This is a genomic window from Mycobacterium sp. 012931, assembly GCF_000419295.1.
GTDB lineage: Bacteria > Actinomycetota > Actinomycetes > Mycobacteriales > Mycobacteriaceae > Mycobacterium > Mycobacterium marinum.
Genome location: NZ_AOPX01000001.1, coordinates 331318 through 344420, shown reverse-complemented (window position 1 = coordinate 344420; position 13103 = coordinate 331318). Strand labels below are relative to the sequence as shown.

8 protein-coding genes and 3 pseudogenes are annotated in these 13103 nt (G+C 65.6%); 7 read left to right on the top strand and 4 right to left on the bottom strand.

The window, feature by feature from the left end; all coding sequences use genetic code 11:
* Positions 1-8 precede the first annotated feature (8 nt).
* Entirely contained in the window at positions 9-470 is a 462-nt protein-coding gene (locus tag MMSP_RS01470; protein ID WP_020785179.1) for an SRPBCC family protein, read from the top strand.
* Here MMSP_RS01470 and MMSP_RS01465 read toward each other — a convergent pair.
* From MMSP_RS01465 to MMSP_RS01450, 4 genes and pseudogenes are all read right to left on the bottom strand, one after another.
* A complete protein-coding gene (locus MMSP_RS01465) occupies positions 452-1240 on the bottom strand; it encodes an SDR family NAD(P)-dependent oxidoreductase (protein WP_020785178.1) in 789 nt (262 codons plus the stop codon). The two genes, MMSP_RS01470 and MMSP_RS01465, sit on opposite strands and share 19 nt — an antisense overlap.
* A 1-nt stretch (position 1241) precedes the next feature.
* A pseudogene (locus tag MMSP_RS01460) lies at positions 1242-2854 on the bottom strand (AMP-binding protein).
* A gap of 9 nt (positions 2855-2863) precedes the next feature.
* Positions 2864-3643, bottom strand: a pseudogene (locus MMSP_RS01455) (GntR family transcriptional regulator).
* Positions 3644-3655: 12 nt separating this feature from the next.
* Entirely contained in the window at positions 3656-5278 is a 1623-nt protein-coding gene (locus MMSP_RS01450; RefSeq protein WP_036425956.1) for an SMP-30/gluconolactonase/LRE family protein, read from the bottom strand.
* A gap of 136 nt (positions 5279-5414) precedes the next feature.
* On the opposite strand from MMSP_RS01450, the gene MMSP_RS01445 reads away from it, so the two are divergent.
* The 6 genes and pseudogenes from MMSP_RS01445 (at position 5415) to MMSP_RS01420 (ending at position 12891) form a co-directional block, all read left to right on the top strand.
* A complete protein-coding gene (locus MMSP_RS01445; protein ID WP_020785171.1) occupies positions 5415-6290 on the top strand; it encodes an SDR family NAD(P)-dependent oxidoreductase in 876 nt (291 codons plus the stop codon).
* 34 nt (positions 6291-6324) lie between these two features.
* Positions 6325-7686, top strand: coding sequence for an SRPBCC family protein (locus MMSP_RS01440; protein WP_020785170.1), 1362 nt, complete (start codon positions 6325-6327; stop codon positions 7684-7686).
* A gap of 14 nt (positions 7687-7700) precedes the next feature.
* A complete protein-coding gene (locus MMSP_RS01435) occupies positions 7701-8882 on the top strand; it encodes an LLM class flavin-dependent oxidoreductase (protein WP_020785169.1) in 1182 nt (393 codons plus the stop codon).
* Positions 8883-8887: 5 nt separating this feature from the next.
* Positions 8888-10743: pseudogene (locus MMSP_RS01430) on the top strand (flavin-containing monooxygenase).
* The gene (locus MMSP_RS01425) at positions 10743-11678 is read left to right on the top strand and encodes an SDR family NAD(P)-dependent oxidoreductase (RefSeq protein ID WP_020785167.1); all 936 of its coding nucleotides are present in this window, start codon (positions 10743-10745) and stop codon (positions 11676-11678) included. Before MMSP_RS01430 ends, MMSP_RS01425 begins: the two are co-directional and overlap by 1 nt.
* Positions 11671-12891: a CaiB/BaiF CoA-transferase family protein gene (locus MMSP_RS01420; protein ID WP_012392297.1), complete on the top strand. Its 1221-nt coding sequence runs from the start codon at positions 11671-11673 to the stop codon at positions 12889-12891. Before MMSP_RS01425 ends, MMSP_RS01420 begins: the two co-directional genes overlap by 8 nt.
* The last annotated feature ends 212 nt before the right edge of the window (positions 12892-13103 follow it).

The window sequence follows — 13103 nt, the reverse complement described above, 5'->3', positions numbered from 1 at the left end:
TGGTCGCCATGACGTGGTGGATCGCCCACGCTGAGCGGGCGCTGTCACAAGATGTGCCCGCGCCACCGGAGCGGGTGCGCGACTTCTATGTGGACCTGGACAACCTCAAGCTGGTGCACCCGCTGATCGTCGCGGTGCAAGCGCTGTCCCGAACCGAAACCCGGGATGGCTACCGGCAGAGCTACCGCGTGATAGATCGCATTCCGATGGGACCGTTGAATCTCGAGGTGCGCTACCGGGCCCGGCTGCACGTCCCGGTGCACGGTGCGGTGCACACCGAGGCCGATCAGTTCCCACGCGTGCGGCTGCGCGCGACGGTGACCTTTGCGCCGGTCGCCGCTGGTACCAGGCTCACCGAGCGGATAGCGATGGCCGCGCCCCGTCCGCTGGCCTCCTACACCACCCGCGCGGCGGTGCAGGCGCACGCGGCGATGCTGGCCGGGATCCGCAGCTATTTCGAGTCGTCCTGAGCGGGGCTCCACTGCGCGGTCAGCGCGAAGTCGGAAAGGTATTTGGTGGAGCTCCACCCACCGTCGACCACAATGGTCTGCCCGTTGATGAAGGCGCCGCCCTCAGAACACAGGAATGCCAACGTGTTTGCCACGTCGTCGACGGTGCCCAGCCGCTGATGCGGTGTCATTTCAACGTTGATCCGCCGGAATCGCTCATCGGCCAGGCGATGCTGGGTCATCGCCGTCTGGATCACGCCGGGGGCCACCGCGTTGCACCGTATTCCCTGTGCCCCGTATTGGCAGGCGATGTGGGTGGTCAGCGCGGTGAGCCCGCCCTTGGCGGCCGAATATGCTCCGCCACGAAGACCTCCTACCACGGCAAACGTCGACGTGATGTTGATGATCGCCGATCCGGGCCGCAGATGTGGCAGCACCTCACGGGTCAGGCGGAACGGTGCGCGCAGCATCAAACTCAGGACGTAGTCCAAGGATTCGTCGTCGGTTTCGTGCACCGGTTTGGGGCTGCCCACCCCGGCGGCGTTGATCAGGAAGTCGATGCGTCCCCACCGGTCCAGGGCGGCGCGGGTGAGCTGGCCGGGTGCGTCATCATCGGTGAGATCGACCGGGTGGGTGGCTATCCGGTCGGGGCCGCCGGGCAGCTGGGTCAGCTCGGCAAGCCTGCGCTCGTCGCGGCCCGTGCCCAGCACCGCCATACCCATTTCGGCGAGTTTTGCTGCGCAACCGAATCCGATTCCGCCCGTTGCCCCCGTGATGATTGCTACCTGCATGTCACTGCTCTGCCTTCATGAGCGCTGCTTTGATCCGGTGTTTCACAATCTTGCCTGCGTCGTTCTTCGGCAGGTGGTCCCAGATAACCACTTGCTCGGGGATCTTGAACCGCGCAACGCCAGCGCCTTCGAGAAACGCGCGCACGCCTGGGAGGCCGGGCGGGGGGTCAGCCGCGGCAACGATGACGGCGCAGGCTCGCTCGCCGGTGCGGTCATCGGGCAGGCCGACAATCGCGACGTCGGCGATTCCGGGGTGGGTGATCAGGATGTCTTCGATCTCTTTGGGGGAGATGTTCTCGCCGTTGCGGATGATGATGTCCTTGGCTCGTCCGGTCACCACCAGATACTCGTCGTCGACCCAATGTCCGAGGTCTCCGGTGCGGAAATAGCCTTGCGCGTCGAAAGATCCGGCTTCGTCCTCGGGGTGCCGGTAGCCGACCAGCATCTGTGGCCCGCGCACCCGAATTTCACCGGCAACCAGCTTGACGTCGGGGCGGCACCGACCCGGCCATCGGTGGCTGCGGCGTGCGCACTGCTGTCGGGTGCGCCGATCGTCGTCGCCGGAACCTCGGTGGAACCGTACACGCGGGTGACAACGGCCTTGTCGAAATAGTCTGTCGCGCAACGAATCAACGACGGCGACACCGATGCGCCGCCGCAGACGAAGAATTTCAGGTCGGGCAATCTGGTGCCCGCCCGCTGTGCGGCGGCAAGCAGCTGCTCGAGGAACGGTGTCGCTCCGGCCATGTGGGTACACCGCTTCGATGTCATGAGTTGCACCGCGCGGTCCGCGTCCCATCGGTCCAGCAGCACGGCGGTAGTGCCGAGCAGAAGTGGGCATTCGAAGGCGTAGATCGAGCCGCCGATGTGCGCGATCGGCGAAGCGACCAGGAACCCGTCACCGGGCTCCACCATCCAGTGATCCCGGATCTGACAGATCAGTGCGTGGATCGAGTTGTGGTTGTGTAGGACGCCTTTCGGGCGTCCCGTCGTCCCCGAGGTGTACAAGATCATCCGTACCGCATCGGGATCCGCCGTGGGCAAGGGCGCAGCGGCCTCCCGGCCGACGAGTAGGGATTGGAAGGTCGAAACGCCATCGGGGCACTGCCCCCGCACCTCGATCACCTCCGGGCGCGACGGCAACTGTGCGGCCACCCGCCGCAGCATCGAGGTGTAGTCGTGACCGCGAAAATCTGCCGGGGCAAAGATCATCCGGCTGCCCGCATCTTCGAGAATGAACCGCAGTTCGTGCTCGCGCAGCGAGGGCAGGACGGGGTTGGCCACCATTGCGGCCAGCGTGCTGGCCAGATAGATCACCGCGGCTTCGTGCCAGTTCGGCAGCATGAAGCTGACCACGCTGCCCGCCGGCATGCGGGAGCGCAGGTGCTGCGCCAGGGCCATGGCCTGGCGGTGCAGTTCCTGGCAGTCCAGTTGCTGATCGGCATCGACCAGCGCCACCCGCTGCGGGGTGCTCTGCGCGGCCTCGCGCAGCGCATCGGCGAGCGTGCGCCGGACCCACCAGCGGTGCGCGTAGGCGCCTGCGGCGCGATCGGCATCCCAGCGAACCCAGCGCCCATCGATGAGCCTGCGTTGTGGAACTTTCGGCCCTCCCATCGGCCGGCGCTATTGGTCTGTCACACCGGAGGATCCGGTTTCACCGCGGAGTCGACGCATCGTCATCGAGTGACGGAACCGGGACGCCGGATGGGTGTTGAGCGTGACCTGGGCCACCTGCTCGTCGGATGTCACATAGGCGCGTCGGATCTGCAAGGCCGCAGATCCCGGTTCGACCTGGAGGCCGTGGGCCAGCGCCGGTGAGATTGACACGGCCGCGATTTCCTGTTGGACCTCAACGATGCCCAATCCGAATAGGTCCTAGATCAACGGAAAGATCGGCCCGTCGTGGCGGTGTAGCAACCTGCCGACCGCCGCGAATGCGCGGTTGATGTAGTACTGGGTGCGGCAAAGTGCGGGTTCGGCCGGCTCGGCGTTCTCGGCCCGCCGAAACCCGCAGACGCTCAGCCACTGCTCGCCGCTGGCCAGCCCGGTCTGTGCGCTCACCTCATCGGCGATGGTGGCCATGGCGATGGATTCGATCACGAATCTGGTGCCGGTGGCGAAGGCCAGCAGATCGTTGATCGACATCACATGCTGCACTTACGAATCCGACGACGGTCGCGGTACCACCAGCGTCCCGGTGCGCGGGCGCGAGGAAACCAGGTTGTCTTCCCGCAGCCGGCGCAGCGCCTCCCGAATGGTGTACCGGCTCACGGCAAACCGATCACACAGCTCGTGTTCGGTCGGCAACTGCGAGCCCACCGGATAGATACCGTCCACGATCTCTTTGCGTAGCGTCCGCGCCACCTGAAGATAGCGGTGATCGAGGATCTTTGGCTCGGACAACTTTGGCGGCCTTCAGGATTCCCGGCGCAATGCCAGTACGCTGCCATCCGCGTCGGCGGAGATGTAGAGGGTTGCGTCCGGCCCGGGCGTGATTGCGGCGAACGGTCCCTGCGGGCCGGAGAACGGCGGCATTCCGCGCAGCGGCTTGGGGGTGACGCCGGCGGGTGCTCCCACCGGTAGATCCCACGCGATGGTGTGGCGGGTGCGCGAGCCGAGATCGACTGCGACGAGTTGCTTTGCTCCGGAGTCGATGACGTAGACCTGCCGGTCGCAAATGGCCACGCCCTGCGGACACTGCAATCCGTCCAACAAGGTGCCGGTATCGCCGAGCGTGCGCACCCGGCCGGCGTCGGCCTCGGTCACCACGCACCTCCCGTCGGCCGTGACGGCCACGCCAACCGGATCGCTGAGGCCCGATGCCATCACCTCGACCCCGTCCGGCCGGACCGACAGCACCCGTCCGGCGCCCCGCTCGGCCACGAACAGGGCGCCCGAACCCGCCACGGCCACCCCGTAGAGCTGGTCCAAACCCGTGGCCAACACCTCGCTTTCGGACGCCCAGGGACGGTAGCGCGCAACCTCGCCGTTGGACGTGGTCACCGCGAATTCGCCGGATCCCAGCGCGGCCACTCCGCGCAGAAACCCCGGGTACCCCGCCGAGAAGAGCATTCCGCCGACACGCAGGGTGCCGTCGGCGAGCAGAACGTAAAAGTAGGTGCCGTCGGCGATGTAGAGGTCGCCATCCGCGTCGACGGCCAGCCCCAGCGGCCAGGTCAACCCGCCCGGCAGCGTGGTCCGCGTTTCTCCGGTACCGAGGATCTCGGTGATCTCGCCGGTGAAACTCGAAACGAACAGCCGCTCGCCGACGAAGGTCAGGTTGTCCAGACCCGGGTGCAGTGCCGCGAGCACGGTGCGATCTCCGGTGCGGGGATTGATCCGCAGCACCTCACCGCTGTGCACCTGGGTCGAGACGAGGTGGCCATGGGGGTCGAACTTCACCGCGTCGGGAACTCCGAGATCGCCGGCCACACACTGCGGGACACCGCCGTCGGGATCGATGCGCCAGATCTCGTTGGCGCCCATCACCGGGAAGTACAACAAGCCGTCCGGGCCGACCTCCATGGCGTTGGGCGAGGGCAGGTTGCGCGCCAGCACTCGGGGTGCCCCGCCGTTGAGGTCCAGCTCCAGCAGTCGCCCGCCGTCGCGGCATTCACCGACGAACAACCGGCCCTGGTGAAAGGTGATGCCGTTGGCTGACGGAATGTCGTCTCGAAGCACCCGGGTGTGGCCATCGGGCGCGCGCACGCTCACCCGGCCGTCCATCACCTCGGTGGCGTAGAGATTGCCGTCCTGGTCGAAGGCCAGGTCGTCGGGCGCGATGATCGCACCCCCCTTGGGGCAGACGGTGTCCAGCCGTCCGGTGCTCAGGTCCAGCGCGCTGATCTGGCTGCCGGTCACCTGCGCGATGTAGACCCTGCCATCCGGACCGGTGCGCAACCCATTGGCGCCGAACGGCCGGCTGGGCGCGGTGAGCCGGGTCAGGGTCCAGCCTTCGGCAACGTTGGGTGCCCGCGTGACCGGGTAGCGGCCCGCGTGCTGCAACCGTCGGGTTACGGGTATCACTGCTCGGACCATAGCAATCGGAATCTGGTCCAGACAATAGCCGCGGCCATGCCGAACATTGCCCTTGACGAGGCCGCCAAAACGAGAGAATCATACTCTCTAATGAGTGCACGCCATTATCTTGTCCGGACAAATAGCGGCCAGGTCAATGACTGTTGATCTGCTGAGCCTCTCCGGGCGCGTCGTCGTGGTCGCCGGTGCCGCGGCTGGCGGTATCGGCACGGCGGTGACGCGCATGGTTGCTCGGGCGGGAGCGACGGTTGTCGCGGTGAGCCGTGGCCAGGACAATCTGGACCGCCATGTCGGTCCGCTGGTGGCCGAGGGACTGGCGGTGTTGCCGGTGGCCGCGGACGTTTGCACCGATGAGGGAATCGAGGCCACGCTCGAGGCCGTGCGCCGTGCCGACGGCGACTTGCACGGTCTGGTCAACGTCGCCGGCGGCGCCGACCCGTCGACCTGGATGCCGAGCACCCGGGTCCGGCGCAGCGCCTGGCATGAGCTGTTCGCCAGGAATCTGGAGGCGATGTTCTTCATGAGCCAGGCGATCGCCGCGGAACTGAAGAGTCGCCAGCGGCCGGGTTCCATTGTTTCGCTGTCCTCCATCAGCGGGATGAACGCCGCTCCCTTTCACATCGGTTATGGCACAGCCAAAGCCGCGATCGTGGCGGCGACCCGCACCATGGCCCTCGAACTCGCCTGCGACGAGACCGCGGCGGGATCCCCGATCCGGGTCAACGCGGTGGCACCCGGGGTGACCGAGACGCCGGCGTCGCACACCTATACCGACGTCGACCCCGAACGTGATCGCCGCGCTATTGCGATGGGGCGGCGGGGACGTCCGGACGAGGTGGCCGGGGTGATCCTGTTCCTGCTCTCCGACCTGTCCAGCTACATCACCGGCCAGACGCTGCTGGTCGACGGCGGCCTGAACCTCAAATGGGGACATCTGGGTGCCGACAACACCTCGTTGTTCCTCAAGGACGAGTCGTTTCGGGCCGCGATCAAACGCTGGGACGAGGCCTGAGGTGACCGATCACAACGACGGGAGGGCAGAACCGATGGACGCGGCCCGCCACGACGATGTCGAGGCGACGTTGACCGGTGCGGTCACCTTCGGGGTCGACGCGTACACCTGCGCGGACTACGCCCGAGCCGAGCGTGACAAGCTGTGGCGCAAGGTATGGCAGCAAGTCGGCAGAGTGGAAGATCTTCCCAAGGTTGGCAGCTACCTCACCTACGACATTCTCGACGACTCGATCGTGGTGGTACGCAGCGCAGCCGACACCTTCAAGGCCCATCACAACGTCTGCATGCACCGAGGCCGTCGGCTCGTCGACATCCCCCCGGGAGCTAAAAACGTTTGCGGCCACAAAAAGTCGTTCGTCTGCGGGTTCCACGGCTGGACCTACGACCAGGACGGCAACTGCATCCACATCCCCGAGAAGCCGGACTGGCAAGGCGCGCTGACCCCGGAGAACACCCACCTGGCCGCGGTCAACGTCGACACCTGGGGCGGCTGGATCTGGATCAATATGGATCCGGCCGCGCAGCCATTGCGCCAGTACCTGGAGCCCGCGGCCACCATGCTCGACCCGTTCCGGTTGCAGGACATGCGCTGCAAGTGGCGAAAGTGGCTGACCTTCCAATGCAACTGGAAGGTGGCGATGGAGGCGTTCAACGAGACCTACCACGTCGCAACCACCCATCCGCAGTTCAACAAGTTCGGCAACTTCCGCGGCTGGGCGGCCGCCCACGGCCGCCACAGCAACATCGGCTACGACGCGCCGAAGGACCTGGCGCAGACCAAGTCCAAGATCCGGCTCGGAACCGGAGCCGATCCGCGGGTATCCACCGCCGAAATGCAGCGCTACACGCTCGAGGAGACCAACGCGTCCACCACCAGAACGTTGGTGGACGCCGCGCTGCGTCTGGTCGAGGAGTTGCCCGAAGACGCACCCGCGGGTCAGGTACTCGATCACTGGCTGACGTCGGCACGGCGTGACGACGCCGCCCGCGGCGTGCTCTGGCCGACCATCGATCCCGAACACCTGGCCCAAAGCGGCACCGCCTGGCAGATCTTTCCCAACTTCCAGATCGGTCAAGGCCTCACCACCGCCCTGTGCTACAGCGCCCGGCCACACGGATACGACCCCGACCAATGTGTCTTCGAAGCGTCCTGCTACGAGCTGTATCCCAAAGGTGAAGAGCCGCAAACGGAGTGGGTCTACACGCCGCCGGATGACCCGGGTTGGCGCAGCGTGCTGCCGCAGGATTTCTCCAACATGGCCGCGGTCCAGCAGGGCATGAAGTCGGGGGGCTTCGGCGGCCCCAAGCCAAACCCGTACATGGAGCGCAGCACCGCCAACTTGCATCGCAACCTTGCCGAATACATGGGCACCGGCGCACCACGAGAACTCTGAAGGGGATCGGATCAATGAAGGTCAACATCGGACTTGGCGCCCACAATTCACTGGACTGGGAGCGGGTGCTCGCCGAGGACTACGATCGCCCGCCCAGCACTGCGGACTGGGAATGCGTCCAGGCCACGCTCGCGCTCGGAGACCTGGCCGAACCACTGGGCTTCGACGGCATCTGGTTGCCAGAGCACTGCGGCACACCGTATGGCATGACGCCCAACCCGATTCAGGCACTGAGCTACTTCGCCGGAAGAACCGAGCGGGTCAATCTCGGCACGTTCGTGGCCGTGGCGCCCTGGTGGCATCCCATCCGGCTGGCTCACCAGATGGCCTACCTGGACATCATCTCCAACGGGAGATACACGACGCTTGGCATCGGGCGCGGGGTGTCCAAGGGGGAGTTCGCCGCGGTCGGCGTACCGCGTGAAGAAAGCCGGCAGCGGTTCAACGAAACCCTGGACATCCTCGCCCTGGCCTTCAGTGGAAAGCGGTTCGCCTATGAGGGCGACATCTTCACCGTTCCAGAAATATCCCTTCGCCCCGAACCCTTCAGCTCCGACCTCTTCGCGCGGATCTACAGCTCATCGTCGACCGCGGAATCCCTGGAGATCCTCGCCCGCCGCGGCATGGTCCCGCTGTTCGTGGGCAACAAGCCGATCGAGGATGCCGGGCGAGAGGTGCAGCAAGTGAACACCTTCCGCCAGGAGGAAGGCCTGCCGCCGTGCCAGCCGAAGAATGTCATGTTCATGTACTGCACGGCCAGCGCCGAGCAGGCCGCCGAATCCGAGGAGTGGATCTGGACGGCCAATCGCGATGTCACCGTGCACTATGGATTCGCCGACGCCTCGAACTTCAAGGGGGTCAAGGGCTATGAGGCCTATGCCGCACGTGAGGCCAGTGCGACTGCGGTGCTGGCCTCGTCGGTGACCGGCGACGCCAAGGGCGGTCCCCCTAAAACCCCCGGTTATCACGCATCGAACCTGCTCATCGGGACGCCGGAGGAGATCTACCACCGAATCACCGCTGCCCAGGCGGCGTGCTCGTTCTGCGAGCTGACCATCGTTGTGCAATTCGGCACCATGCCCTACGAGCAGGCGATGGCCAGCACTCGCCTGTTCGCCCAAGAGGTGCTACCCGCGGTGCACCGGATGGACGCACCGCTACACCCCGCGGCGTTGCCGGCCAACGCCCTGGCGTGACTGAGATGACCGCCCCTGACTGCCCGCCCAGCCAGACACCCGGCGACATCGACCTTCCCGCGCTGCGCGAGAAATACCGTCAAGAGCGCGAGAAGCGGCTGCGCCCGGAAGGTTCCAGGCAGTACATCGAGCTGGTTGACGATTTTGCCGGATACTACGAATCCGATCCTTATTCGCCACCGCTACAGCGTGATCCGATATCGGCCGACATCGACGTGCTGGTACTCGGCGGTGGTTTCGGCGGTCTGCTCTGCGGTGCCCACCTGAAGAAGGCCGGCGTCGCTGACGTCAGGATCATCGAACTGGGCGGCGACTTCGGAGGCGTCTGGTATTGGAATCGCTATCCGGGCCTGCAGTGTGACAACGAGTCATACTGCTACATACCGCTGCTCGAAGAGCTGAACTACATGCCGAGCAAGAAGTTCGCCGACGGTAGCGAGATCTATGAGCATTGCCGGCGCATCGGCAAGCACTACGGCCTCTATGACTCCGCGATCTTCGGCACGCAGGTACGGGAGCTGCACTGGGATGAGGCGATCAGGCGCTGGCGCGTCGGCACCAACCGCGGCGATGACATCCGGGCCCGCTTTGTGGTCATGGCCTCGGGCCCGTTTCACCGGCCGAAGTTGCCGGGCATCCCGGGCATCAAAGATTTCCGTGGTCACAGCTTTCACTCGGCACGCTGGGACTATGAGTACACCGGCGGGGACAACACCGGGGGGTTGAGCGGGCTGGCCGACAAGCGCGTCGCGGTCGTGGGAACGGGGGCGACGGCTGTGCAGATCGTGCCGTTCCTGGGCCGGTATGCCAAGCACCTGTACGTCTTTCAGCGCATGCCTTCGTCAGTGGGGGAGCGCAACAACACACCCACCGACCCGGAATGGGCGAAGTCACTGCAGCCGGGCTGGCAGAAACAGCGGCAGCGCAATTTCCATTCCTGGACCTTCGAGGGGATGGCGCTGGGCCAACCCGACTACGTGTGCGATTTCTGGACCGAGCTGGGTCGCAATACCGCCGCGCGGGTGCTGGCGCTCGAGGATCCGGCCGCACTCAGCCCCGAGCAGTTCATGGCGATCCGTGAGGAAGAGGACTACAAAGTCTTGGAGCGGCTGAGGCGCCGAATCCAGAGCATCGTCGATGACACGTCGACCGCCGAGGCGCTCAAGCCCTACTACCGATTCCTGTGTAAGCGGCCGTGCACCAACGACGACTATCTGCAGACGTTCAACCGGCCCAATGTGACCCTGGTCGACGTCTCGCAGACCAGGGGCGTCCAGCGGGCCACCGAAACGGGGCTGGTGGCCAATGACACCGAGTACGAGCTCGATTGCATCATCTACGCCAGCGGCTTTGAGATCACCACACAGATCAGCCGCCGCTACTCCATCGACGAGATCAGGGGCCGCGACAACGTGTCGCTGTTCGACTATTGGCGCAATGGGTACCAAACGCTGCACGGCATGACCAGCCGCGGATTTCCCAATCAGTTTTTCACCGGATTCACCCAGGTCGGCATCTCGGCCAACATCGCCGCCGACTACGAATTGCAGGGCGAGCACATCGCCTACATCATCGCCGAAGCGCTGGCCCGGGGTGCGACCGTCGTCGAACCCAGCCAGCAGGCACAAGACCAGTGGTGCAGGACCATTCGGGAAACCGCGATCGACAACACCCAGTTCGATATCTCGAGTGCACGCCCGGCTACTACAACAACGAAGGCGGCGGCCCCGGTGCGGCCGAAGGCGAGGGAATCCGTTCCCACATCGGCGAACCCTACGGCCCGGGTTTTTACGCATTCGGTGATCTGCTTGCCCAATGGCGAAGCAAAGGCGATCTGAATGGCCTCATTCTGGAATCGTGATGACTGAACTCAGGTTCGACGATCGGGTCGCCGTGGTGACCGGCGCCGGCCGGGGCCTGAGCCGGGCGTACGCGCTGCTGCTGGCGGCCAGAGGGGCCAAAGTCGTGGTCAACGACACCGGTGGTTCGCTGGCCGGTGCCGGTGGCGACCCCGCACCCGCGCACCAGGTGGTGGCCGAGATCACCGCGCTCGGCGGGCAGGCGGCCGCGTCGCTGGACTCGGTGACGACACCCGCCGGTGGTCAGGCGATCATCGAAACCGCGCTCGAGCGCTACGGCCGGATCGACATCCTGATCCACAATGCCGGCAACGTGCGCAGCGCGCCGCTCAAGGAGATGAGCTACGAAGACTTCGATGCCGTCATCGACGTGCATCTTCGGGGCGCCTTCCACGTCGTGCGGCCGGCCTTCGGGTTGATGTGTGACCAACTTTACGGCCGCATCGTGTTGGCTTCCTCGATCGGCGGCCTGTACGGCAACCAGGGGGTCGCCAATTACGCCGCGGCAAAAGCCGGCTTGATCGGCTTGTCCAATGTCGCCGCCGTCGAGGGCGCGGCCAGTGGTGTTTTGTGCAACGTCATCGTTCCCTCCGCGGTGACCAGAATGGCTGACGGCCTGGATATTTCGTCGTACCCGCCGATGGGCACCGAGCTGGTGGCCCCGGTGGTCGGTTTGCTGGCGCACGAGTCCTGTCCGGTCAACGGTGAGATGTTGATCGCCATCGCGGGCCGGGTGGCGCGGGCGGTGGTCGCCGAAAGTCCCGGCGTGCAGCGCCTGTCCTGGTCGATGGAAGATGTTGCCGAAGGGCTCTACGCCATCCGAGATCTGGCCGCACCACTGGTCTTTCCCGTGGTCCCCAGCGGACAACCAGACCACATCCGCTACAGTTTCGAGTCGGCCGCGTGGGCGAATCGAGGAAGCGCGCACCATGTCTAATTGCGGGTCCGATTGCGACTCTAGTTTGGGGGCCGGTGCCGGGAAGCGCACCGGCCCGCTGTCCGGCGTGCGCGTCGTCGATCTCACCGCGATGGTGATGGGGCCCTACTGCACCCAGATCATGGCCGACATGGGGGCCGATGTCATCAAGATCGAGCCCCCGCAAGGCGACGACACCCGGTACGTCTCGGTTGGTCCGGCCGCCGGCATGAGCGGCGTGTTCGTCAACGTCAACCGGGGCAAGCGCAGCGCCGTCATCGACCTGAAGTCCGATTCCGGCCAGGCTGCCGTGCGGGCCCTGATCGAAGGGGCCGATGTCTTCATCCATTCCATGCGCGCCAAGGCGATCGCCCGGCTTGGGCTGAGCTACCCCGAGGTCGCCGCCATCAACCCGGCCATCGTCTACACCAACTGCTACGGATACGGCCGGCGCGGCCCCAACCGGGATCTGCCGGCCTATGACGACACCATTCAGGCGGCGTGCGGACTGCCGTCCGTGCAAGAGCAGCTCACGGGTGAGCCCAGCTACGTGGGAACGATAATGGCGGACAAGGTCGCCGGACTCACCGCGCTCTACGCGACCATGATGGCCCTGTTCCACCGGGAACGTACCGGGCAGGGCCAAGAGGTCGAGATCGGGATGTTCGAGGCCGTGGCGTCGTTCATGCTGGTCGAACACGCCAACGGCGCGATGTTCGATCCGCCGCTGGGCCCGGCGGTCTATCCCCGCACCGTGGCGCCCAATCGGCGGCCGTATCGCACCAGCGACGGCTACCTTGCCGCGCTGATCTACAACGACAAACACTGGGCCGCTTTCGTCGATGCGGTACGGCCCCCATGGGCCAGCGAGCAGTACGCCACCCTCGAGGGCCGGGCCCGCCAGATCGACACCGTGTACGCGCTGCTGGCCGAGACCTTTGCGGCGCGGACCACTCAGGAATGGCTGGATCTGCTCGAGGAGCTCGAGATACCCGCGTCAGCGCTGTCGAGTCCGGCGGAATTGTTCGACAACCAGCATCTGAATGCCGTCGGATTCTTCGAAACCATCGACACTGCCCACGGGCCGGTTCGCTTCCCGGGAGTGCCGACCTGGTTCTCCCGGACCCCGGGCCGGGTATCGGGTCCGGCCCCGCAGTTGGGCGCCGATACCAGCGCGGTGTTGGAGGAACTGGGCATCAACGCTGCCGATGCGCAACCGGCCGGCCCGGCCTAGCCCGAAATAGCGGCCAAGTCGTCGAAAAACCTTGCTACACCTAGGCGTGTCTGCAAAAGGATCCACCGCTGCCGCATCTAAGCTTGCTGGGATCACGAGGAGGGGCAGCGACGTATCGGCAGCAACTTTGGCGCGGGGCGACAGGGTGCTCCGGGCACGCTAACAGCAAGCACTGAGCCGGGCGGGTATGACCCCGCGCCGGATTCTTCTGC

What these genes read in the sequence shown, in the direction of transcription:
- MMSP_RS01435 (WP_020785169.1), top strand. Translation starts at nt 7,701, where the DNA reads ATGAAGGTCAACATCGGACTTGGCGCCCACAATTCACTGGACTGGGAG.
- MMSP_RS01420 (WP_012392297.1), top strand. Translation starts at nt 11,671, where the DNA reads ATGTCTAATTGCGGGTCCGATTGCGACTCTAGTTTGGGGGCCGGTGCC.
- MMSP_RS01470 (WP_020785179.1), top strand. Translation starts at nt 9, where the DNA reads ATGACGTGGTGGATCGCCCACGCTGAGCGGGCGCTGTCACAAGATGTG.
- MMSP_RS01445 (WP_020785171.1), top strand. Translation starts at nt 5,415, where the DNA reads ATGACTGTTGATCTGCTGAGCCTCTCCGGGCGCGTCGTCGTGGTCGCC.
- MMSP_RS01425 (WP_020785167.1), top strand. Translation starts at nt 10,743, where the DNA reads ATGACTGAACTCAGGTTCGACGATCGGGTCGCCGTGGTGACCGGCGCC.
- MMSP_RS01450 (WP_036425956.1), bottom strand. Translation starts at nt 5,278, where the DNA reads ATGGTCCGAGCAGTGATACCCGTAACCCGACGGTTGCAGCACGCGGGC.
- MMSP_RS01465 (WP_020785178.1), bottom strand. Translation starts at nt 1,240, where the DNA reads ATGCAGGTAGCAATCATCACGGGGGCAACGGGCGGAATCGGATTCGGT.
- MMSP_RS01440 (WP_020785170.1), top strand. Translation starts at nt 6,325, where the DNA reads ATGGACGCGGCCCGCCACGACGATGTCGAGGCGACGTTGACCGGTGCG.